This window comes from Dokdonia sp. MED134, assembly GCF_000152925.2.
In the GTDB taxonomy this organism is placed as follows: Bacteria; Bacteroidota; Bacteroidia; order Flavobacteriales; family Flavobacteriaceae; genus Dokdonia.
In genome coordinates this window covers 351,892-372,035 of sequence record NZ_CP009301.1, presented here as the reverse complement: position 1 = coordinate 372,035, position 20,144 = coordinate 351,892, and the positions used below count along the sequence as shown (strand labels likewise).

General features: G+C 36.9%; 22 protein-coding genes. 6 read left to right on the top strand and 16 right to left on the bottom strand.

Features of this window, described 5'->3' with window-relative positions; all coding sequences use genetic code 11:
* Positions 1 to 16 precede the first annotated feature (16 nt).
* Complete coding sequence (locus MED134_RS01635; RefSeq protein ID WP_262485474.1) at positions 17 to 1,261, bottom strand: multidrug effflux MFS transporter; 1,245 nt, start codon at positions 1,259 to 1,261, stop codon at positions 17 to 19.
* A gap of 106 nt (positions 1,262 to 1,367) precedes the next feature.
* Positions 1,368 to 1,868, bottom strand: coding sequence for a pyridoxamine 5'-phosphate oxidase family protein (locus MED134_RS01630; RefSeq protein WP_021779122.1), 501 nt, complete (start codon positions 1,866 to 1,868; stop codon positions 1,368 to 1,370).
* 287 nt (positions 1,869 to 2,155) lie between these two features.
* On the opposite strand from MED134_RS01630, the gene MED134_RS01625 reads away from it, so the two are divergent.
* Positions 2,156 to 3,811, top strand: a complete 1,656-nt coding sequence (locus MED134_RS01625) for a tetratricopeptide repeat protein (protein ID WP_021779123.1) — start codon at positions 2,156 to 2,158, stop codon at positions 3,809 to 3,811.
* 544 nt (positions 3,812 to 4,355) lie between these two features.
* Here the strand turns inward: MED134_RS01625 and MED134_RS01620 are convergent.
* Positions 4,356 to 4,832: a cupin domain-containing protein gene (locus MED134_RS01620; RefSeq protein ID WP_021779124.1), complete on the bottom strand. Its 477-nt coding sequence runs from the start codon at positions 4,830 to 4,832 to the stop codon at positions 4,356 to 4,358.
* Positions 4,833 to 4,848: 16 nt separating this feature from the next.
* The gene (locus MED134_RS01615) at positions 4,849 to 5,979 is read right to left on the bottom strand and encodes an alpha/beta hydrolase (RefSeq protein ID WP_021779125.1); all 1,131 of its coding nucleotides are present in this window, start codon (positions 5,977 to 5,979) and stop codon (positions 4,849 to 4,851) included.
* Between the two features lie 233 nt (positions 5,980 to 6,212).
* Between MED134_RS01615 and MED134_RS01610 the strand changes: the two genes are divergently transcribed.
* Entirely contained in the window at positions 6,213 to 6,773 is a 561-nt protein-coding gene (locus tag MED134_RS01610; RefSeq protein WP_021779126.1) for a DUF4494 domain-containing protein, read from the top strand.
* Positions 6,774 to 6,953: 180 nt separating this feature from the next.
* Here the strand turns inward: MED134_RS01610 and MED134_RS15310 are convergent, their stop codons facing one another.
* The 9 genes from MED134_RS15310 to MED134_RS01565 all read right to left on the bottom strand — a co-directional run bounded on the left by MED134_RS15310 (position 6,954) and on the right by MED134_RS01565 (position 14,819).
* Positions 6,954 to 7,721 carry a hypothetical protein gene (locus MED134_RS15310; RefSeq protein WP_021779127.1) on the bottom strand — a complete coding sequence of 256 codons (768 nt, stop codon included), beginning with the start codon at positions 7,719 to 7,721 and terminating at the stop codon, positions 6,954 to 6,956.
* A 207-nt stretch (positions 7,722 to 7,928) separates the two neighbouring features.
* A complete protein-coding gene (locus MED134_RS01600; RefSeq protein WP_021779129.1) occupies positions 7,929 to 8,774 on the bottom strand; it encodes a YceI family protein in 846 nt (281 codons plus the stop codon).
* Positions 8,750 to 9,154 (bottom strand): OB-fold protein, encoded by a 405-nt coding sequence (locus tag MED134_RS01595; protein WP_021779130.1) that lies wholly within the window; start codon positions 9,152 to 9,154, stop codon positions 8,750 to 8,752. Before MED134_RS01595 ends, MED134_RS01600 begins: the two co-directional genes overlap by 25 nt.
* Before the next feature lies 1 nt (position 9,155).
* On the bottom strand, positions 9,156 to 9,698 hold the full coding sequence (locus MED134_RS01590) for a YceI family protein (protein ID WP_038596835.1): 543 nt from the start codon (positions 9,696 to 9,698) through the stop codon (positions 9,156 to 9,158).
* A gap of 10 nt (positions 9,699 to 9,708) precedes the next feature.
* Positions 9,709 to 10,623 carry a DUF5777 family beta-barrel protein gene (locus tag MED134_RS15235; protein WP_021779132.1) on the bottom strand — a complete coding sequence of 305 codons (915 nt, stop codon included), beginning with the start codon at positions 10,621 to 10,623 and terminating at the stop codon, positions 9,709 to 9,711.
* A 297-nt stretch (positions 10,624 to 10,920) separates the two neighbouring features.
* Complete coding sequence (locus MED134_RS01580) at positions 10,921 to 11,169, bottom strand: cold-shock protein (RefSeq protein WP_021779133.1); 249 nt, start codon at positions 11,167 to 11,169, stop codon at positions 10,921 to 10,923.
* Between the two features lie 124 nt (positions 11,170 to 11,293).
* On the bottom strand, positions 11,294 to 13,309 hold the full coding sequence (locus MED134_RS01575; RefSeq protein WP_021779134.1) for a M13 family metallopeptidase: 2,016 nt from the start codon (positions 13,307 to 13,309) through the stop codon (positions 11,294 to 11,296).
* Positions 13,310 to 13,342: 33 nt separating this feature from the next.
* Entirely contained in the window at positions 13,343 to 13,912 is a 570-nt protein-coding gene (locus MED134_RS01570) for a hypothetical protein (RefSeq protein ID WP_021779135.1), read from the bottom strand.
* Positions 13,913 to 13,991: 79 nt separating this feature from the next.
* Positions 13,992 to 14,819, bottom strand: coding sequence for a winged helix-turn-helix domain-containing protein (locus MED134_RS01565; protein WP_021779136.1), 828 nt, complete (start codon positions 14,817 to 14,819; stop codon positions 13,992 to 13,994).
* 156 nt (positions 14,820 to 14,975) lie between these two features.
* Here MED134_RS01565 and MED134_RS01560 point away from each other — a divergent pair, with 156 nt between their 5' ends.
* A complete protein-coding gene (locus MED134_RS01560; protein WP_021779137.1) occupies positions 14,976 to 15,542 on the top strand; it encodes a YceI family protein in 567 nt (188 codons plus the stop codon).
* Here the strand turns inward: MED134_RS01560 and MED134_RS01555 are convergent.
* Both MED134_RS01555 and MED134_RS01550 read right to left on the bottom strand, forming a co-directional pair.
* The gene (locus tag MED134_RS01555) at positions 15,539 to 16,825 is read right to left on the bottom strand and encodes a DEAD/DEAH box helicase (protein ID WP_021779138.1); all 1,287 of its coding nucleotides are present in this window, start codon (positions 16,823 to 16,825) and stop codon (positions 15,539 to 15,541) included. The two genes, MED134_RS01560 and MED134_RS01555, sit on opposite strands and share 4 nt — an antisense overlap.
* Positions 16,826 to 16,868: 43 nt before the next feature.
* A complete protein-coding gene (locus MED134_RS01550; RefSeq protein WP_021779139.1) occupies positions 16,869 to 17,318 on the bottom strand; it encodes a KTSC domain-containing protein in 450 nt (149 codons plus the stop codon).
* A gap of 260 nt (positions 17,319 to 17,578) precedes the next feature.
* On the opposite strand from MED134_RS01550, the gene MED134_RS01545 reads away from it, so the two are divergent.
* Positions 17,579 to 17,905, top strand: a complete 327-nt coding sequence (locus MED134_RS01545) for a hypothetical protein (protein WP_038596828.1) — start codon at positions 17,579 to 17,581, stop codon at positions 17,903 to 17,905.
* A 177-nt stretch (positions 17,906 to 18,082) separates the two neighbouring features.
* On the top strand, positions 18,083 to 18,412 hold the full coding sequence (locus tag MED134_RS15305; protein WP_021779141.1) for a hypothetical protein: 330 nt from the start codon (positions 18,083 to 18,085) through the stop codon (positions 18,410 to 18,412).
* Positions 18,413 to 18,484: 72 nt separating this feature from the next.
* Here MED134_RS15305 and MED134_RS01535 read toward each other — a convergent pair whose 3' ends face one another.
* Positions 18,485 to 19,414 (bottom strand): EamA family transporter, encoded by a 930-nt coding sequence (locus MED134_RS01535; protein ID WP_021779142.1) that lies wholly within the window; start codon positions 19,412 to 19,414, stop codon positions 18,485 to 18,487.
* Between the two features lie 133 nt (positions 19,415 to 19,547).
* On the opposite strand from MED134_RS01535, the gene MED134_RS01530 reads away from it, so the two are divergent.
* On the top strand, positions 19,548 to 20,120 hold the full coding sequence (locus tag MED134_RS01530) for a Crp/Fnr family transcriptional regulator (RefSeq protein WP_038600752.1): 573 nt from the start codon (positions 19,548 to 19,550) through the stop codon (positions 20,118 to 20,120).
* Positions 20,121 to 20,144 lie beyond the last annotated feature (24 nt).

Here is a 20,144-nt window from a genome sequence, read left to right as displayed (position 1 = left end):
GAACTAAAGATCCATATTATGATAAGGGCTTCAAGGAAATTTTCCTTGGGGCTTTTTTCTTTATCCAGAATAAAATACCTAGCGATATTGCTGCACAACTAGAAAAACCTATAAAAAGCGGTAGGGTAGTGTTCTCTACAAAGCGACCTATAAAGGTACTTATAGGTACAGCCATAAGTGTGGAGATGAGCCCAGTGATAGCCGCTCCTATACCAGCAATATGACCTACTGGCTCCATTGCAAGCGCACGTAAGTTTCCAAACATAAAACCTATACAAAAGAACTGTAGCGCAAAGAAAGCGACAAGTATATAAATAGAAGGGTGAAGTACATCATAAAAGAGTATCACATATAGTAATGACACACAAAAAAAGCCTGCAAGGGCATAGGTAACTAGTTTTTCCATACCTAGACGTACTACCAGCGTGGCATTAAGAAGTATGGCGGCACCTATAGAGGCTGCCAGACCTGCAAATATGTATGGAAACTCATCTTCAAGGCCATATTGATTTTCAAAAATCTGCTGGCTGGCACTTAGATATACTAGAAAAGAGCCAACGATGAATCCCTGTATAATAGTAAATGCGATGGTGCGCTTGTACTTAATGGTTTCATAAAAGCCACTTAAAATTCGTTTTACTGAGTAAGGAATGCGCTTGTCTGGAGTGAGTGTCTCGTGCTGGCGTTTCCAAAACCAGAACATAACGAGCACACTTATGATAACCTGTACTATAAAAATACCTTGCCAGTTCCAGGTGTCTAAAACTACTTTTCCCATTGCGGGAGCAACGATGGGTATGAGCAAAAAAACTACCGTTACAAAAGACATTATACGTGCCATATAATCACCTTCATACAGGTCTCTTATAATAGCAACACAAATAGTACGCGGTGCAGAAAGACCAACTCCTTGTAATATTCTGCCTAAAATCATCACTTCAAAACTACGTGTGTAAACACATATAAATGAAGCAATTATAAAAATAAAAAAACCTATGTAAACCGAAGATTTACGCCCGCGAGCATCTGCCAGTGGCCCAAAAATAAGCGGACCAATACCTAGCCCTAAAAAGATCATTGTGATGAGCAGTTGGTTATCTGCAGGTGTCTTAGTTTGTATGGCTTCTCCTATGATATCAAGAGCAGGAAGCAATGCATCTATAGCGAGCGCCGTGACAGACATAAGTGCTGCCATAAGGGCGATAAATTCTATTTGCGAACTACGGGATTTTTGCATCCGGCAAAAGTACGCCGTATTTATAAGCTAGCCGTTGTTATTTCCTTAAAGGAATATTAAAAATGTGTGACCTTAACGCATAAAAAAGCCAGCAATAGCTGGCTTTGTAAATCTCACTAGGTTAGTAGCTCTATAAATCTAGATCTCCAGACTCTCCCAGATCTTGCTTGTTGCCAGTTAAGGCTCCCAGTCCCATTTTAAATAACGTAGTAATCATACCATCTTTTGTGTCCCAGTAATGTGCTTCTTGCGGTACGACCTTGATAGCTGTAATGTTTGGGTCTGTAGGCCCGTTAAACCAGGCATCATCGCTGGTTGTGTACAGCTTTTTTATCGTCTCCAGGTCGTTGTATATAAAAGCTTGGCCGTAGATGCTCATATACTCCATCGCTGTAGGCTTTGAGTAGAGTAGTTGTACGTCTTTATCTTTATGGATAAAGCTATTGTGATCACTGTCTTTATTACTTAAAAACCAGAGACTCCCTTCTTGATCACACTTTTTTGTACTCATAGGGATCACGTGTGTAGGTCTTGCGCCCAGATTAGTCTCAAACATTGCATAGTCTATGCTTTCGGCTAGTTCTTTTAGTTTATCGTATGCTTCTTGATTAGATAGATTCTTTGTGCTCATAATGTTTCTTTTTTCATAAAGTTAACGCTCGTGTGAGGCAATCAGTAAGCCTTTAACGCGAGTTTATAAAGGTTTAACGAGCTTTTAGCACTGTGTGGAGCATTTGTTATGAATGAGGTTACGCTTTCGCGAAAGCGTAAAAAAGTCCTTTCAATACCTATGAATCATTTTATATGTAATGAATTACAGTTCGGAAGTGAATTGTGACAGTTCAGGGCATATCATATGGCGGTGATGTAACATTGTGTGTTATTTGTGGTCTCTTATATAAATCAAAAAACGAACTAATGACCATCTTTAAACAACTTAGCCTTGCTTTCTTAGTACTACTATGTAGTTCTAGTGCCTTTGCTCAAGAGTCTCTTACTGCTGCACAGTGGCAAGAAGACCTTACATATCTAAAAGAAACAGTACATAAGGACTATCCCTTCTTATTTAAAAAAATCACTGCAGAAAAATGGGATGCAGCCGCTACGGCTTTTTATGACAAAATCCCTACAATGCAAGATCACGAGGTAAAAGTAGGGTTAAGTCGTATGGTTTCACTCTTTAAGTACGGTCACACGCAAGTACCTTTTAGTACTGTTGCATCACAGGGAGTGCTACCAGTAAATCTATACCATTTTGAAGATGGTGTATTTGTAGAAGGAGCGACTAAGGAAAATACAGCCATTATAGGTGCCAGAGTTCTCAAAATAGGAACTATACCTGTATTGCAGGCAATAGAAAAAGTACGTGCTGTTGTGCCAGTAGAAAATGAATCATATTTAAAAGCCTACGGGATGCGCTTTCTCACCGTACCAGCAGTATTACACGCTCAAGGAGTGATCCCTACGTATAGTACGGCAGTTACACTTACATTAGAAAAGGATGGAAAACAGTTTACCCACACCCTTAACACAATACCCCTTGATGGACTATCAAGAGATTATGGGTTTACTATCCCTAGTGAGCAGTGGGAGAGTGGTAGAGCGCAAGACACGACTCCATTTTATTTAAAACATCTTAATGATAAACTGTATTATTTTGAAATGATACCAGGCACAAAAACTTTATATGTGCGTCAGAGCTCCGTTTTTCACGATGATGAAGAAACCCTACAAGATTTTTATAAACGACTTTTTGAGTTTATAGATACGACAGATGTACAGAAGCTTGTGTATGACGTGCGCCTCAATGGTGGCGGAAATAACTATAATAACAAACCCCTCATAAAAGGACTTATGGCGAGACCTAAGATAAATAGCCGTGGTAAATTCTTTTATATCATAGGTCGTAACACCTTTTCTGCTTGTCAAAACCTTACAAATGAAATAGAGCAGTACACAGAGGCAATTATAGTAGGAGAGCCCACAGCCGAAAATATAAACTTTTATGGCGATACAAGGCGCGTTACCTTACCTAACTCAGGTCTTAACACATATCTCTCATTTGCCTGGTGGCAAGATAGATCTCAGTGGGATAATAAAGACTGGACAATACCACATCTAGCTGTAGCGATGACTTCTGAGCAATACTTTACAAATCAAGACCCAGTACTTGACGTAGCACTCAATTATACTGAGAAGGGAGCTATTTTAAACCCAATGGATTATCTTACAGAGCTATTTACAGCGGGTAAATTTGCAGAGGTAAAATCTGTAGGTATGCAAGTAGCAAAAGATCCAAAATATAAATACTATAATTTTGAAGATGAATTTGGTACGGCTGGATACAGACTATTTTCTGGTGGTAATAAAGAAGGCGGATTGTTTATTCTGGAACTGGTAGCCGAAATGTATCCAGCGTCTATGGGCGCATTGTACAGTCTTGCAAGTGCGCAAGAAGAAATGAAACAAACCGATAAAGCAATTGCAAACTATACAAAGCTTATAAAACAAGATCCTACAAATGAACTTGTACCTACGGCAAAGAAAAAACTTTCGGTGTTGCAGAAATTATAAGTTCTTATAATGAATGGTACGCTTTCGCGAAAATAGAAGCAGCACCTGTAACGAACTAACTTAAAATTTAATGAATCGCTCTGATTAGAATTAGAGCGATTTTATTTTAATGAGGAATATATAAGGGAAGTATTGAAATATAATAATATGCTATCAAATATTCTATTTGACATAATATAAATTATAGTACATTCTACTGCAATTTGAAAAATAGTGATTATCGGCTTTATAGCGCTATTTGATATAGATTACAGATATAATGCCTAAAGAACCTATGCATAACCTCAGTTTCTTTACATATTGCAAATCAAATCATTATAGCACCAATAAATTAATTCATTATTTATTATTATAAATACTTGCTTATTCTGCACAATTGTACATAAAAAGTTTTATATGCGATTTATTGAATGGTTTGCCGTATAATAATCAACTGCAAAAGGCTTTGTGAATCTATTCACACATACGCTATAGCATTCTTTCGATTACTATTTTTCTGAGTCTTTCAATATTATGTCAAATAACTATACAATAGTTAACACTATTACTCCTTACCAAGTTTAACAGCGACGCTATCATAGTATTCTTGAGTGACAACTTCTGTCCATTCTGTTGGTATTTGACCACTATACAGTGCTAAGTAAGTTACATCACTTTCTTTTGATGATGCGTGCCAGTGTTCTGTATCTTTTGCACACTTTATAATATCACCACTTTTCATTTTATAAGGAGCCTTTCCTTTTTCTTGATAATAACCTATGCCGTCTACTACAATTAACACTTGTGGTGTACTATGCTTGTGCCAATCTAGTGTTGAGTTTGCTTTAAAAGTTGCTTTTACGACATTATACGGCAACTCATTATCTTCTTGTAGTAATCTACTAAGCCAGGCCTCTCCTATGTAATGCGTATTTGGTGCTTTTGTGCCTTCATCAGTATACGAGACTATATTATAATGATCATCTTGGGCTATTGCACTTAATGATATTATAAGAGCTAAAACCAATACTATTTTTTTCATCTTTCCTTCTTTTAAATTAATTTAAGTTTTTTTTATCAATCCAATCGTACATCAATGATGCAACTTTTTGATTATTTAAGTCAGACATAGGAAAATGTGTATTTCCTTTAATTCCAAGTTCTGGTAGCACGACTAACGTCACATCTCCACCCCTATCGTTAACAAATTTAGTCCATCTTCGAGCCATTGTAAGTGCAGCTCTCCATTGTTCTTTTCCCGGGTTTTCTACTGCCCCTTCAGGAATATAGTCACCATAATATATCACAATGGGAATCTTAGTGAGTTTCTCAAATTCATTTTCTGATACACCCCGAGCTTTTAATGTACCACCTACATAAGGAATTACATCTGGTAGATTATCTTCTGGAAAAACAAAATTACTTCCAGGTTCATAAGCAACAATTGCCTTTATATTATCAGTTTTAAGAGCTGTTAACCAGCCTTGACCGCCACTATGAGAGTGAGTGACTAGAATACCATCGCCAATTTTATTAAATAATGTAGATACGGCGTTAACATTGATGTCAATATTTAAGGGTCCTGTATCAGGTGTCATTTGTCTAAAAAATTGATTTAAAGCCTCAGGATCTTTTGAAAACTGAATATCTGGATAAAAGGTAGATCCCTCTCCAAGTCTAAATATTCCAAACCATAGTTGGTCTTCCGTTCGCGCTTGTAGTGTTCTTGGTTCTAGACTTTGACCCGCAAGTCCGCGTCTAGGTTGGTCTATTAAATAAACTGGAAATCTTTTTCTTAGAAATATGCTTTGAAATCCCTCTCTTCCGTCTGGTGTTGTTTGCCAAGTACGCATTGACTGCCCATAACCGTGCCAAAATATAAGTGGTAAGCTTCTAGCGTTTGTTGGTATTTGGTACAATACCGAGGCGTGATCGCCGTGCAAAGTTTGTCCATCCGTGTTCTGATCTGTCGGATTAAAAGCTCCGTGAGCTATAGGGTCAAACACGCCGCCACTAGTTTTTATTTTACCCCCAACAGAAAAAGTACCTTGAGAACTAATAGATATAGTGGTGTTATCTATGTTTTCAAACTCATTTTGATCTGTACTGTTTCTACCACAACTCAAGAATAGTAAGGTTGTAAATAAAGCAATATATAATTTAATGTTTCTAAATGGGATAAAAATCATAATCGTTAATATAAGATATTTACTAATGTTGTTATATTTTGAAAACCTAATTCCACACACAGATTGCATCCGCATAACAAATTACATAAAATGTTTACTAAGTTAGTCACCTTAATGCACTCGTATTTAATAATGTATAATTTTGATCTTCAAATTGTGAATATCTATTGCATCTTATGATATTTTGCCCCTTTGCTATACCCTATTTTTGGCAACCTTAAAACAAAAATAGTATGAGCGCAACGTGGTACGAGTGTAAAGTAAAATATAGAAAACTAGATGAAGCATCTGGAACGCAAAAGGTAAAAACAGCACCTTTTCTAGTAGATGCAATTTCATATACAGAGGCCGAAAGTAGAATCACACAGGAGATGGCTGCTTACCTTCCAGATAGTGAGGAAATTAAAATCACAAACATCAAGGTGGCAAACTATGCAGAGATTCACCCTTTTGAAAATACAGACAGATGGTTTAAATCACGCGTATCTCTTATAGCTTATGATGAAGAAAGCGGTAAGGAGCGCAAAACGAGTCTATACCTACTCGTACAGGCAAATGACGTTAAAGAAGCCTTTGACAACACGGTTTCTACTATGAAGGATACTATGGGTGAATACACCATACCAGCCATTGCTGAGTCACCTATAGAAGATGTCTTTCCATACTTTTCTGGTGAAGAAGGAGATCTAGAACGTCTGGAAGAGTTTACAAGAGTAAAAGATTCTGTGCCTGTAGACAATAGTGAGAATGAAGAGCTGGCAATGGCAGATTCTCTCACTGGCGAAGAAGAATAACAGATGCCATATAAGATATATAAAGGCGGTTTACATTAAGTAGATTGCCTTTTTCTATTTACTATTAAAACGTATAAGTACGCTTTCGCGAAAGCGTAAAAAAAGCTTCTCAATCAAGAGAAGCTTTTTTAAACATACATAGTCAACCACCAATTATTGGTGCTCATCAAATGGGGAGATTTAGCTTATTGTGAGACCAAACCATAGCGCAACGTCTTCAGGTTGTTGTGGTGCCTTTTTTTGACCACCACCCTGTCCTTGTCCACCTGGACGGCCTCCACCTCCACCACGGTTTCCTCCACCAGGACCACCTTGCGATCTGCCGCCACCACCCAGAGACAAACCTCCACGGTCTTGAGGGCCTTGATTTTCTCTTTCGGGTAGTGGTGTAGAAATAATACCTAAAGTTAGTTTTTCAAAATCAATAGGATTCTCATCAATTTTTGAAACAGGTATTTTGAGTTTATATACAAGAATGCCTCCTTGTGGTTCTTTTTGATAACTGTAGTTAATTGTGATATCTAGCGCATTAAGGTCTAGGTGAAACTCTTGCGCGCTGTCGTCTTTTATATAAACAGCTTTACGGTCTATATCTTCTAGCATACGGGCAACGGGCAATTCTCTTTCTTCGTCAGAGTTTCTAGACTCTCCTTCGTTAGAATTTGGCGGAGTATTACCTAGTTTTTTTCGATCTAATGTAGGGCTGCTTATTCCTACTCTTTTTTTCTTTTTTCCCTTTTTATCAAAATATACTGTAAAACCTCTTCTTAAAAAAGAAGTGATAACCCCTTGTTCTGCCGTGCGTATGTCTACATAGATATACGTACCATCTGTGGTCGCAGTTGGTGTAATCTTTGTATCCTTCTTTTTACGATAGTCATTAGGAGATGTAGCATTTACAAGGGCTACATTCATCACAATTAGTAGTATGGCTAGTGTTTTTGTCATAGTAAGCTTATCTTTTTGTTTGATAAATGTACTGTGATTAAACGTGTGCTTTTTTGATTTTAAGTCGTTGCAGAATGACTTTCTGTAAAAGCCGCTTTATACTCTGCCATTCTTTTATATAGCGGTACTACGCTTTCGCGAAAGCGTAAAAAAAACTCCATAAACACGAATATGCTTATGGAGTTTAACCTTGTTATATGTCTTTATCTATTCTTCTAAGAGAATGTCTATTGTAACGTCTACATCTTCCCATAGTTTATTCTCGTGATATTCACCACAAACGGCTTCTAGAGCATCATAACCAGCATCCCAGTTATAAATACTTAAATCAGGAATGGATCCCGTGAGTACAAGTCTATCCGAAAGTATTGTTACGTCAAAAACTTGAGTAGTCGTAATTGAGTTCATTTCAAAATCTATAGTGACAGTTGTGTCAGTAAAGTTTGTTACTGTCCCTACTATATCTGGGGTAAATGCCGCAAAAAATGTAAATACATTTTGTGTGCGTTCTGACTCATTACCTACGTTTACAGAACTGGCATCTACAGTTACAATTGCATCTTCTAGAATTGAAACTGGTGTGTCACCACTTTCATTAAAAGCATATGTTACTGTATCAAATGTACCGCTCACTCCTGCCCTATTATCATAATCTGGATATTTATAAGCTGTCCACTCTATTTGCACGCGTGGCTCTAGAGTATCATCATCTGCATTGAGAAGGTCTAGAAATTCTTGAAAGTAACTTGCCTCTTCTTCGGTAAGTTGTGTCGCATCTGCTGGAGGCATTACGGTATTTGAGTTAGAGTTAATTCTACTCACCATCTGTACAATGTTAGACTTGGTCTTCTCATAATTATCATATCGATTATTACCCTCTACGTGGTAGATATGACAGGAGATACACTTGGTGTCTATTACATTTTTAAGTGTACTGGTATAAAAGGCTTGCGCCTGTGCATCATTTACAGGATACAAACTATCTGCCTGCTCTGTTGTACAACTTATAGCAGTGCAAATAAGTAGTATTATGATTGCTTTACAATAACGCATTTTGAAAGTATAATTTCATTAAACATTTCTTCTAGTCCACTATAAATACCACGTATAGTAACCTGGCTACCTGTTGTGATGGTACTATCTATTTGTGCATTTTCAACCTCACAGGTAATGCGCTCATTGATTACGATAATGCTCGTAAGCTCTCCTTTTTCAATAAGGGTTATGGTACCGGTTACTTCTATTATATCACTTAGTAACGTTGTTGCTACCTCAGATTCGTTATCAAATTTTGTGATTAAGTCTTCTGCGCTCATTGTGATATCTGCACTAGCGCCTGCTGCTGTTTTTGCCGGTAGGTTGTATAAATACAAAGCATATGAGGCTGCTACCATAACAACCACAATACCTACCGATAGGATCTTTTTAATCATACTACTTGTAGTTTGCTTCTAAGTTTACATCTATATCTGCAGAAATTTTATCTTTTACGAGTGATGGGATCTCAACCTTGTATGTTGCAAGGGTGATTTTAAAATCACTTGTTACTTTTACAGATTTATCTTCCATTACTTCTATAACAGCTTTTACAGTTTTTGGAGACGTCACACCGTGTAAAATCATAGAGCCGCTTATAGTCACATCATTATATACTTGTACAGTATTAAGATCTATGTCTTGATCTATAGTCCCTTTAAACTTTGCTGCAGGGTACTTATCTGAGTGCACATACTTTTCATTAAAGTGTTCTTCCATAAGTGCTTTTTCAAACTTGAATGACTTTAAAAGAACATTAAATGCTATTACATTTTTTGAAGTATCAAAAATGCTAGCAGCCTGGCTGCTAGTAGCTTCTATATTTTCCATAGAAGTCTCTGAAGAAAAGGTGATCACACCTGTACGAGTGATAAGTTTTTCTTGAGCCTGAGTAACAGCAACAGTAAGAAGTACGAGTAAGAGTGTAAGTGATTTGTTCATAATATATGCGTTATTTTGATTTTTTTGAAAATGAAAATTCCCTAAGAATACTAAACCCAAAATTGATATCTCTATTAAAGAAATCTCCGCTTTGGTTAATAGCAAACTTACCGGGGTGTAATGCAAAGGCATTAGTAAAATATAATTGAAAAACGTGACCTCCAGTTTCTATATCCATCCCTACGGCTAGCGTGTTTTTACTGCCATCGTGCGTGTCAAAAGTGGGTAGCGTATAGTAATACTCCGCATTAAGTGATATAGATCGTGATATAAGATAACGTCCTCCCATAGCTATAGAAAATATAGCATTAGGGTCATTTTCTGTCTCAGTAAGGTTTCTATATACAAATGTAGGTGACACTTGTAAAGAAAGGTCTTTATTGAACTTACGGCTTATGAGTAGCTGGTTTACATACTCTAGTCTACCACTAAAGTTTTTATTGCGAGCTTCTGGAAAATACTCCCTAGTTTTTATATCAAGACTTCCAAAATAGCTTAAAGCGAAAGGAAAAGGTGATGCACCATCTCGCTGTCTCAATGCACTTATTTTAATACTATTAGAATAGGTTTTATCTGGTTTGTTTGATCTTGCTATACCTAGTTGTATGAAGTCTGTCAATCCGTATTCAAGACTTATGTGCATATTGTTAATCTGGTCGAGACCAAAAAAATTATCAATGCCCTTAATTTTTCCAAAGACGTGGGAAATTCTAAAATGAAGCTGGCGTTGCTTTACTCTCTCTGTAGACTGGCCTATAAGTAATCGTGTAGACTTAAATGTGGCAATTACTTCGTTATCACTCTCGATGGTTAGATCATCTAGTTCTGCAAATAAATCATCATCCTCTTGATTATTGGTAGGTTCTTGTGCGTAAACCGATAAGGAGCATACTATAAGTAATAGTACTGCTAAGCGTTTTTTCATTGATTGATGTAATATATTGTCATATTAAGTTTAAATACACATCATATTATAAACGTAATATTGAGAATTTTCACACAAATCTAAACTATTTTAACAATTAATACACTTGTAAATACCCTATTTAAGAATGGAAGTTTTTTTTTATGAATATGGCAATATTTAATTGTATTCTAGGCGGTTAGGCAGTCTATTTTAATAAAATTTTAAGAATCTAACATTCCACAAAAAAATAGCGAGTATCAGATTGATACTCGCTATTAAAATTTCGCCTTGAGCGTATAAAATATGTAGCAAAGATTATTTCTTAACTCGCTTTACATTTACAGCGCTAGGTCCTTTTTCTCCGTCTTCTACTTCAAATGTAACTTTGTCATTCTCTCTCAATCTTCCAGTTACGTTTGTAGTATGTACAAAAACCTCCTCGTCAGAATTGTCTATGGCAATAAATCCAAATCCTTTTTTTGTATTGAAGAACTTTACCTTTCCTTCTTTTCGTATCGATGCTTTAGTAGACCCAAATAGTCTATTAAAAAATGCTTTAATCATTATATCTTAATTTTATTTTGGTTGTTTTAATTAAGTCCTAGTGATTGTAATCTCTTCTTCCTCATCACTATTTTTAATTTTTTACGTGGCAAATATCGTAAATACAAATCTCTTGTAAATCGTATTACCAGATTTTAATTCTTTCTTCTGGTGTTTTAAAGTTTTTTTGCCCCTCTTTTACATCAAAAGCTTCATAAAATGGAGTGAAGTTCATAAGTGGTCCATTTACACGCCAGATAGGTGGTGAGTGCGGATCTGTAGCTACATAATTTCTTAAATACTCATCTCTTGTCTTGACACGCCAGATGCGTGCTACAGATAAAAAGAAACGCTGGTCTGGAGTAAAACCTCCTATTTTTGTGGTGTCTTGACCTTGCTTTGTTCTTTTAAAGGCATCATAAGCGATAGAGATTCCGCCATTATCTGCCGTGTTTTCTCCTACTGTAAGTGCTCCTTTAAGGTGTACACTGTCAAGAACAGTGAAACTGTCGTACTGCTCAATAATTTGCTGTGTTTTTGCTTTAAACTTGGTATAATCTTCTTCTGTCCACCAGTTTTTGACATTTCCTTCTTTATCGTATTGAGCTCCTTGATCGTCAAAGGCGTGTGTAAACTCGTGACCTATTACCATCCCTATACCACCATAGTTTACAGCATCGTCTGCATATAGGTCAAAGTATGGCGCCTGTAATATTCCTGCAGGGAAGACTATCTCGTTAAGTGATGGGTTGTAATAAGCGGTAACTGTAGATGGTGTAGTACCCCATTCATCACGGTTAGGTGCTTTATTAAGTTGTTTAAGTTCGTACTGGTAACTATCATTACGTAAGGCAACTACATTCTCAAAAAACCGATCTCTGTTTATCTCTACGTCGTAGGTTCTCCATACATCTGGATATCCTATTTTTTTATTGATAGCAAAGAGTTTCTCCTTGGCTTTTACTTTAGTACTATCACTCATCCACTCAAGGTTTTCTATCCGTTGCTCGAGTGATTTCTGAAAATTGTTCACCAGGTCAAGTGCTCTTTCCTTTGCTTCTTCATTAAAATATCGCTTTACATACAGCTGGCCTAAGGCAAATCCTATTTGTCTATCTACATTGCGCACCATACGTTTAGTACGTGACTGTTGCTCGCTTTGTCCAGAGATCACCTTAGTATATGCAAAAGAGGCATCTTGAAAAGGTGTACTTAATATATTATCGTGGTTGCTTAAAGACTTTGCTTTTACATAAAGCTTTAAATTTTTGAGAGAAGTACTCGCAAGTACATCATTTACTTTATCATAATATGCCGGCTGTCTCACATTTAATGAGTCTATATCTGTACCTAGCGTAGTAAAAATACGCTGCCAGTCTATTTGATTATGTCCATTATCTAGGTCTACTACCGAGACTTTATTGTAATTATCTTTTATAACGCGACGCTGTATTCTTGTTTTATGAGAATCTGCAAGTTCTTTTTCTATAGCGTAGACTATTGCTGCGTTTGCAGTTGCTTCTGTGTCACCTACTAATTCAAAAAGTGTAGTTAAATACGTTTTATACGCATCTTGTATGGCTACAGATGAAGGATCTTCATTAAAGTAGTAATCACGATCTGGCAGACCTAATCCCGTTTGAGCTAGATGCAAGATGTTAAGCTTGCTGTTTTTTTGATCTGGTGAGATGTAAGGTGCAAGAAAGGAATAATCACCCGTTTTAATTTGATTTGCTACTACATCCATCAACTCCTCTGTAGTAGAAGTACCATCTATCTTTTCTAGCAGGGGTTGTATAGGCGTGATACCACGCTTATCAATACTGAGCGTATCCATACCAGAGGCATAAAAATCTCCCACTAGTTGCTCAACACTACCCTTGTCGTGTGATTGCTCAGAAACCTCTTCGAGTATATTTTTAAGAAGCTCTTGTTGTGGTATGTTAAGAAAACGATATGCTCCCACTCCCACTTGGTCATCTGCAATGACAGCATTATCATACCAGTTTTTATTCACGTGATTATAAAAATCATCACCTGGAGCAATTTGTTTAGATATTCCGTCAAAGACTACCTCAGGGTGTGTTTCGTTTTTTTGCTCAGACTGCTCACAGGCTATAAAGCTAGCTGCAATCATTGAGAGATACCATAGTTTTTTCATAGTTGGTTGTGTTTCTTGTAATCTCGTTATTATTTAATCTTTCCAGCCCCAAGGCGCTTCTGGTGTGGCAATAGGATTTGTGATATCCATCACTACTTTAAAGACACTATCGCGGCCTAGTCTTCTTAAGTTATATGTAAAGGTGGTGTCATCTAGAGTTACCCACCAGACATTTGTTGCTGCGGCAGGTATAAGTTGTTGTGTATGTGGATCTGCAGGAAAGAATTGAATATCTCCCTTCCCCATATTACTTGCTGTACCTCCATATTGAGTTACGGCATCTTCACTACCGTCATCGTGGCGATGATCGTGTTTTAAAGTGATAATACCATCCTTCTTTGTAAAGACCCAAGTACGCGATCTATCTTCTCCTAAAAAAAAAGGAACCTTTATCTCGTTATCTGAGCAAGAGCGCACGTGCATTACGAGCTCTTTACCGCCAAAAGCTTCATCATTTTCTGGTAAAGCAAGATGACCCTTGTAAGCTTTACCGCAATGACTTGCGAGTGTTTCCCAAAATATATCTGAAGGTTGCTTTTCTTGAGCAAATAGGTTACTAGTTAAGATAAGACTTACTAGTAAAAGGCTTTGTTTTAATGTCATAGCCAAAGCTAAGTAATAATAACAAGGCTATAATTATTTATCTGCAGTAAATTTGAAAATGAAAAATTGCTTTTATATACTACCTTATCTCTAGTTTATACCCTACTCCGTGTATGTTTGTAAGCTTTATAGCAGGATCTGTCTGTAGTTTTTTTCTAAGTTTTGAGACGTAGGTATCTAGACTTCTACCTACAATCACCCCTTTATCTTCCCATACTTTTTTAGACAACTCTTCACGTTTTATCACCTCGTTAGGCCTACTAGCAAATAGGGTGAGTAGTTCACATTCCTTTTTAGACAAAACAAGTTCATCGGGTGACTTTACTAGTTTATGCTGTTCTGGATAGAAAGAAAAACTTCCTATAGTTACTATCTTTTCGGTACTGGGAAGGGTTTCTTTTTTGCTTTCGCGAAAGCGGAATCCTAAAAATAATAAAGCACCACCTGCTATAAATAGTAGTCCCATCTTTGAATAGGATGATTGAGAAGGGACAATATTTTCTTCTATAAATTGAATTTTGATCGTATAACAATCTAACGGCAACTTGCGGCCAGAGCAGGGAACAATCGTATTTTCAATGGTTTTATTGATTTCAAAACTATAAGCTACCTCATTATCATAACATTGATAAACTTCGATAATATAATTTTTAGGAAACTGAGCTCTAGTAAATTGCTCACTAGCGATGGCTACAAGCTGTTCTGGTAAGAAGGATAAATCACTAGAGAAAGCAAGTACGTAAATGTCGCTCTCAAGTTGACGCACAGGTAGTATGCGAGATATAGTGTCTCGTTGTGCAAGTAATAGCTGGTTACCCACTTCGCGTATAACAATCTTACTGCGTTCTTCACGCATAGTAGCCGGCATATCGGCTTGAGGTAATAACCAAGATATGCTTGCACACATTACAAAAAGACATACTAATAAGAGTCGCGTTTTATTCATCTTATCACAAAGAACCGTCAAAAAATCGAGATTTTACAACCGTTGACAGTTCTTTTACATTCTTTTGACACTTTTGTAACGGTGTGCTTCTAGTTTTACTTTCAAAATATTAAACCTATGTATAAGCTCATAAGCACACTCATTATTTTAGTAGTAACTTCTCAAATACACTCACAAGTAGTCGCACCAGAAACTCACAATCTCGACACGGGTAAAAGCATCTTGCACTGGAAGGGGTCATATGTTTTTAACGTAAGTGAACACAATGGCGAGGTATACTTTAAAGATGGTTATCTCAACAGTATAAATGATAATGTGATAGGTGGTTCTTTTACGATAGATATGACGTCTATTACTAATGAAGACCATTTACATAACAGAGGTCCTGTTACGCATCTCAAAGATGAAGACTTCTTCTATATAGAAAAATACCCAGAGGCGAGTCTAACCATTACTTCTATTAAATATTTTGAAGATACTAATACACACGAAGTCTTTGCAGACCTTACTATTAAAGAGGTTACAAAAAATATAAAGTTTTATGCAATCATAGATGGTCAAGCAAGATCCTTTAAAGCTCATTTTAAAATAGATCGTACGCGCTGGGGTATTACTTATAATAATGAAGTAAAGAACCGATCCATCTCTGAAGCAATAGAATTTAAGGCAGACTTACAGTTTTAAGAGGTCTGCCTTGCAAGTAGCTTATCTATAAGTTCTTCTTTAGTAAGGTGGTGAAAAACCTTGTGTACTTTTTCTCTTAGCTCTGGTGAGAGTTCACGATTAGGCTTTGTTTTAAAGATTTTACGAGCCCAGAGTATGAGATTATTATCTGCGATTTCTTGAGGTGACGCTTTCGCGAAAGCGGAAAAAGTAATTCCCAGTTCTTCTTCAAATTCTGGTATTTCTGCAACCTCTTCTTGTTGTAAAACAGTAAGCGCATAGCCTGTTTTTCCTGCTCTGGCAGTACGTCCCGTTCTATGTACATACATATCATAAAACTCTGGTAAGTGGTAGTTAACCACATAAGAGATCTCCTTTACATCTATACCACGTGCCGCAAGATCTGTGGCTACGAGTATGTCTATGTGGCCTTCTCTAAACTGTCCCATCATACGATCACGTATAGCCTGGCTCAAGCTACCGTGTAATGCCCCAGAAGAAAACTTATTAATAGCCAGGTTTTTTGCAAGTTTATTTACAGCAGCCTTTGTCTTACAGAAGATAATGCCACGCTCCCCTATTTTTGAGTTTAAGAAATGCATTAATACATCCAGCTTCTCTATGGGCTCCACCACGACATAATCGTGTGTGATTTTGTGACTAGCAAGGTTTGCTCGCTCTGCAGTAATCTCTAGCGGATTTTTAGACAGATAATTTTGTACGAGTTGTTTAACCGTACCAGGCATCGTTGCCGAAAATAAGAAGGTACGCCTATTATTAGGCATTGTCTCTACAATAACATCTATACTGTTTTTAAGAGCACTTACCATCTCATCTGCCTCATCTAGCACAAGGTAATTGGCTTGAGAGATGTTTATTGCCTTACGCTCCATTAAGTCTATAAGACGTCCAGGTGTTGCAATTACAATTTGAGCGGGTTCTTTAAGACGTTCTATATTTTCTTTTACAGGTATACCTCCATAAAACACCGCTGCCGATACTTCTGGTAATTGTGCCGCATAGGCTACAATGTTTGAGTATATCTGTTGTCCTAGTTCTCGTGTAGGGACAAGTATAACAGCCTGCACCGTAGGATTAGTACGATCTATAAGTTGTAATAAAGGAACCCCAAAGGCTAGCGTTTTACCAGTACCTGTTTGCGCTAGTGCAACCACATCCTTTTTTGATGTGAGCAACGCCGGGATGGCCTGCTGTTGTATATCTGTAGGTTGTACAATATCTAGCGCAGCTAGAGCTTCTTGTATTCCGTTTGTTACTCCTAGAGCGGTAAATGTACTTGTCATATATGCTGGCGCTTTGTAATCTGTAAACTTGATATTGCCTTAATTATGCTTCTTGTAAGTGTCTTTTTGACTTACGGTAATTATGCTTAGGGTAAATACTACGCTTTGCAAAACGGTTAAGATTACCTGCATTAATCATTTTAATATACGTCTTTTTTGTCACCCCAAAGTACTCGTAAGTAGTACCATCTGTAAAAGTTACCTCAAGTAGTAAACCTTTATGCTGGTAATCTGCAATGGCGGCATTAGTTATGGTTTCTGTGTATGCTTCAAGATTTGCCTCCTTAGTCTCTGGCGCCATACTTACTAGAAAGTGGTAACCATCTATGATGCGACGGCTTTGCAGCTCTGCCTCTTCTTGCTTAGGATCTCCTGCTTGAAACTTATCTGGATGCCACTCTTTTACAAGATTTCTATAGCTCTTTTTGAGCATTTTAAGATCTATTTCTTTCTCAACTCCAAAGAGTTTTTTGTATTCATTTATACGCTTCATAATCAGGGCTTTTATCAGTGCGCGAAAGTACGCCTAATTAATGGTTTAATTAGAACCTTATGTAAAAGAAAACTTCTTAAAAAAAGGCTTGCTCTTGAGATCCAAACCATAGATCTCTTACGTATTACTTATACCAGCATAGTATACCCTATAGCGTAGTAGTATAAAAGTTAAACAATTTATAAAATACTGACTATTAGATTTTTATTAACACTTTAGATTTTATTTTTATGATGTTCAAAAGAAAAAAACCAAACGCTATGATCCAATCAAACAACAACATTGTAAGAAGTCTCAATAATCTTATAGAGTACTCTACAGATTTTCGCTTTAAGCGCAGAGCAAACTTTAAGCAGTTGCACACGGCTATTATAAAGAATCACTTTAACGCCTCGTCGGTAGTGCTTGATGTAGAAAAAGGAACAGTTTTACTAGGTATAGATATGCTAGAACGAGGTGCCGAGGTTGAAATCACGTTTAACAGCCTTGAGAAGTTTTTAAAGTCTTGTATACGTGAGACAGAAGAAAACATTTCATTTTATAAAAACATCTTGCATTATTATGCAATGACAGAGGCTGTTGCCTAGTAGTTTTTTTGATGCGCTTTCGCGAAAGCGTACTCATACCCACCATAAACAGTATATCTTAAAACAGTGAGTGATTTTACTAAAAGTGTATTAATAAAATACTAATATCGTGGTAGCTGGAGGTATTTTAATACAGATAACTTATATTTAGTAAGCAACCTAAAAACAAGCTATACTATGAACAATAACACAAAAGGAATACTAGGATTACTTGCAGTAGCTGCGGGTGCCCTAGGTTTATATAAGTACAATAAATTATCACCAGAAGAGAAAGCCGCGCTTAAAGACAAGGCAAAAAGAGCTGGAGACACACTCAAGGAAACATATAATGATGTAGAAGAGCAAGTGTCTGAAAAGCTCACGAGTTTAAAAAATGCCCTTGACAAAGAACTCTCAAAGGCTGATAAGACTACAAACCGCAGAGCCGCTCATCCAGATGATATAGAAGATGCTACCATTGTAGACGCAAAAGAAGCATTAGATAAAGGTGAGACCACCTTTGTATAATTAGACATAGCGATATAAAAAAGTCCCGATATAACTCGGGACTTTTTTTATGCCTTACAAGTACTTTAAACGCTAGCCTCTACCTCTACGCCAGGGCTTTCTTAGGGTTGTTTTGTCATTTTTCTTCACACTGTTTATAAAATAAACACCGCTTAGAAGTACTACGGCAGCAATCATAGATTGTAAGGTGACCTGCTCATCAAGAAAATACCACCCTAAAAATAATGCAACCACTGGGTTTACATAAGCAGAGGTAGCAACCTTCTCTGTAGATACCTTTTTAAGAAGATAATTAAAAGATGTAAAGGCGGCAATCCCTCCAAAAATTACGAGACACACCATAGAGATTTGTGCACGTGTACTCCAGGAGTTTGGAAAGCTCCAAGGTTCATTAATCACAAAGCTTGCTGTCCATAAAAGTATACCTGCGCTTACCATTTGGTAACCCGTTGTTATAAAAAAGTTTTTAGGAAGATCTGCTTTAGCCACAAAGAGGCTCCCTATGCTCCAGCTCAAAATACAGGTGAAAATCATCCCTATACCGAGTGTGGCTCCTTCTTGCATTGCAATCTCACGTTGTGATACTAGTAAATACATCCCTATGAGACCGAGTACAACACCTACAATAGATTTAGGTTTTAGACCCTTTTTCTGAGTAATTCTCATTAATAGAAGTATGGATAAGGGTTGTAGTGCAGCAAGCAATGCGGCAAAACCGCTATCTACATAGTTAAGTGCCCATACAAATACACCATTACCATAGACTAAAAAAAAGAATCCTGCCAGTACAGAATTGCGTAATTGCTTAGGAGTAATCTTAAGTGACTTGCCTGTGATTTTTGCTATAAAAAAGATAAGAAGGCCTGCCGTGGTAAATCGTAAACCAGCAAGCATAAAGGCAGGAGCCTCACTTACAACAATCTTGTTCCATAGATAAGTAGAGCCCCAAAAGACGTAAATAGAGAAAAAAGCCAGTATAATTAAGTAGGTTTCTTTTTTCATAATGTTTGCAATTATTACCCGTTTTTAAAGGCCGTACGAACTTAGCTATAATAAAACAATAGTAAAACATCTTTAGATAACGATTTTAAAGAGGTTGTTGAGTAGTATCTTTGTAAAGCAAATTTGTAAAGCATTGACAGAGATACGTAATTATATAAATAAATTTTCACCCGTTTCAGACAGTGATTGGGAGCTCTTTAGTTCAAAGCTAAAAGAGCGTACTTTTAAGAAAAAAGACATCATACACAAAGCTGGTGTGGTAGAAAATTATATCTCATTTATCACCTCTGGTACAGTAAGACTGTTTATACCTAAACCAAAGACAGAAAAGGAAATTACCTTTGGCTTTTGTTTTGAAAATCAGTTTGTAAGTGCTTATGACTCATTCTTGCTTCAAAAACCTTCTGAGCACGCCGTACAAGCACTCTCTAATACAAGTATGCTTAGTATCTCTTATAACGATCTTCAAGAAATTTACAATAAAACAGCCATAGGCAACCTTATAGGTAGACTCACAGCCGAAAATCTATTTATTACTAAGTCAAAAAGGCTACAATCGCTTCTTGATCAAACGGCAGAAGAGCGTTACCTCAGTATTTTTAAAGAGCGCCCGCAACTTCTCAAGGAGATATCTCTCAAGTACATAAGCTCTTACATAGGTGTAACGCCTCAAGCACTTAGCCGTATACGCAAGCGCATTAGTTAATGTAGGTTCATTGTGCGAGTTTGC

Excerpts from the sequence above, each read along its gene's own strand:
- MED134_RS01590 (WP_038596835.1), bottom strand. The coding sequence starts at position 9,698 with ATGAACAAATCACTTACACTCTTACTCGTACTTCTTACTGTTGCTGTT.
- MED134_RS01610 (WP_021779126.1), top strand. The coding sequence starts at position 6,213 with ATGAGCGCAACGTGGTACGAGTGTAAAGTAAAATATAGAAAACTAGAT.
- MED134_RS01550 (WP_021779139.1), bottom strand. The coding sequence starts at position 17,318 with ATGAAGCGTATAAATGAATACAAAAAACTCTTTGGAGTTGAGAAAGAA.
- MED134_RS01560 (WP_021779137.1), top strand. The coding sequence starts at position 14,976 with ATGTATAAGCTCATAAGCACACTCATTATTTTAGTAGTAACTTCTCAA.
- MED134_RS15235 (WP_021779132.1), bottom strand. The coding sequence starts at position 10,623 with ATGAAAAAACGCTTAGCAGTACTATTACTTATAGTATGCTCCTTATCG.
- MED134_RS01595 (WP_021779130.1), bottom strand. The coding sequence starts at position 9,154 with ATGATTAAAAAGATCCTATCGGTAGGTATTGTGGTTGTTATGGTAGCA.
- MED134_RS15310 (WP_021779127.1), bottom strand. The coding sequence starts at position 7,721 with ATGACAAAAACACTAGCCATACTACTAATTGTGATGAATGTAGCCCTT.
- MED134_RS01630 (WP_021779122.1), bottom strand. The coding sequence starts at position 1,868 with ATGAGCACAAAGAATCTATCTAATCAAGAAGCATACGATAAACTAAAA.
- MED134_RS15305 (WP_021779141.1), top strand. The coding sequence starts at position 18,083 with ATGAACAATAACACAAAAGGAATACTAGGATTACTTGCAGTAGCTGCG.
- MED134_RS01565 (WP_021779136.1), bottom strand. The coding sequence starts at position 14,819 with ATGTGTGCAAGCATATCTTGGTTATTACCTCAAGCCGATATGCCGGCT.
- MED134_RS01555 (WP_021779138.1), bottom strand. The coding sequence starts at position 16,825 with ATGACAAGTACATTTACCGCTCTAGGAGTAACAAACGGAATACAAGAA.
- MED134_RS01625 (WP_021779123.1), top strand. The coding sequence starts at position 2,156 with ATGACCATCTTTAAACAACTTAGCCTTGCTTTCTTAGTACTACTATGT.
- MED134_RS01615 (WP_021779125.1), bottom strand. The coding sequence starts at position 5,979 with ATGATTTTTATCCCATTTAGAAACATTAAATTATATATTGCTTTATTT.
- MED134_RS01600 (WP_021779129.1), bottom strand. The coding sequence starts at position 8,774 with ATGCGTTATTGTAAAGCAATCATAATACTACTTATTTGCACTGCTATA.
- MED134_RS01570 (WP_021779135.1), bottom strand. The coding sequence starts at position 13,912 with ATGACATTAAAACAAAGCCTTTTACTAGTAAGTCTTATCTTAACTAGT.
- MED134_RS01545 (WP_038596828.1), top strand. The coding sequence starts at position 17,579 with ATGATCCAATCAAACAACAACATTGTAAGAAGTCTCAATAATCTTATA.
- MED134_RS01620 (WP_021779124.1), bottom strand. The coding sequence starts at position 4,832 with ATGAAAAAAATAGTATTGGTTTTAGCTCTTATAATATCATTAAGTGCA.
- MED134_RS01535 (WP_021779142.1), bottom strand. The coding sequence starts at position 19,414 with ATGAAAAAAGAAACCTACTTAATTATACTGGCTTTTTTCTCTATTTAC.
- MED134_RS01580 (WP_021779133.1), bottom strand. The coding sequence starts at position 11,169 with ATGATTAAAGCATTTTTTAATAGACTATTTGGGTCTACTAAAGCATCG.
- MED134_RS01575 (WP_021779134.1), bottom strand. The coding sequence starts at position 13,309 with ATGAAAAAACTATGGTATCTCTCAATGATTGCAGCTAGCTTTATAGCC.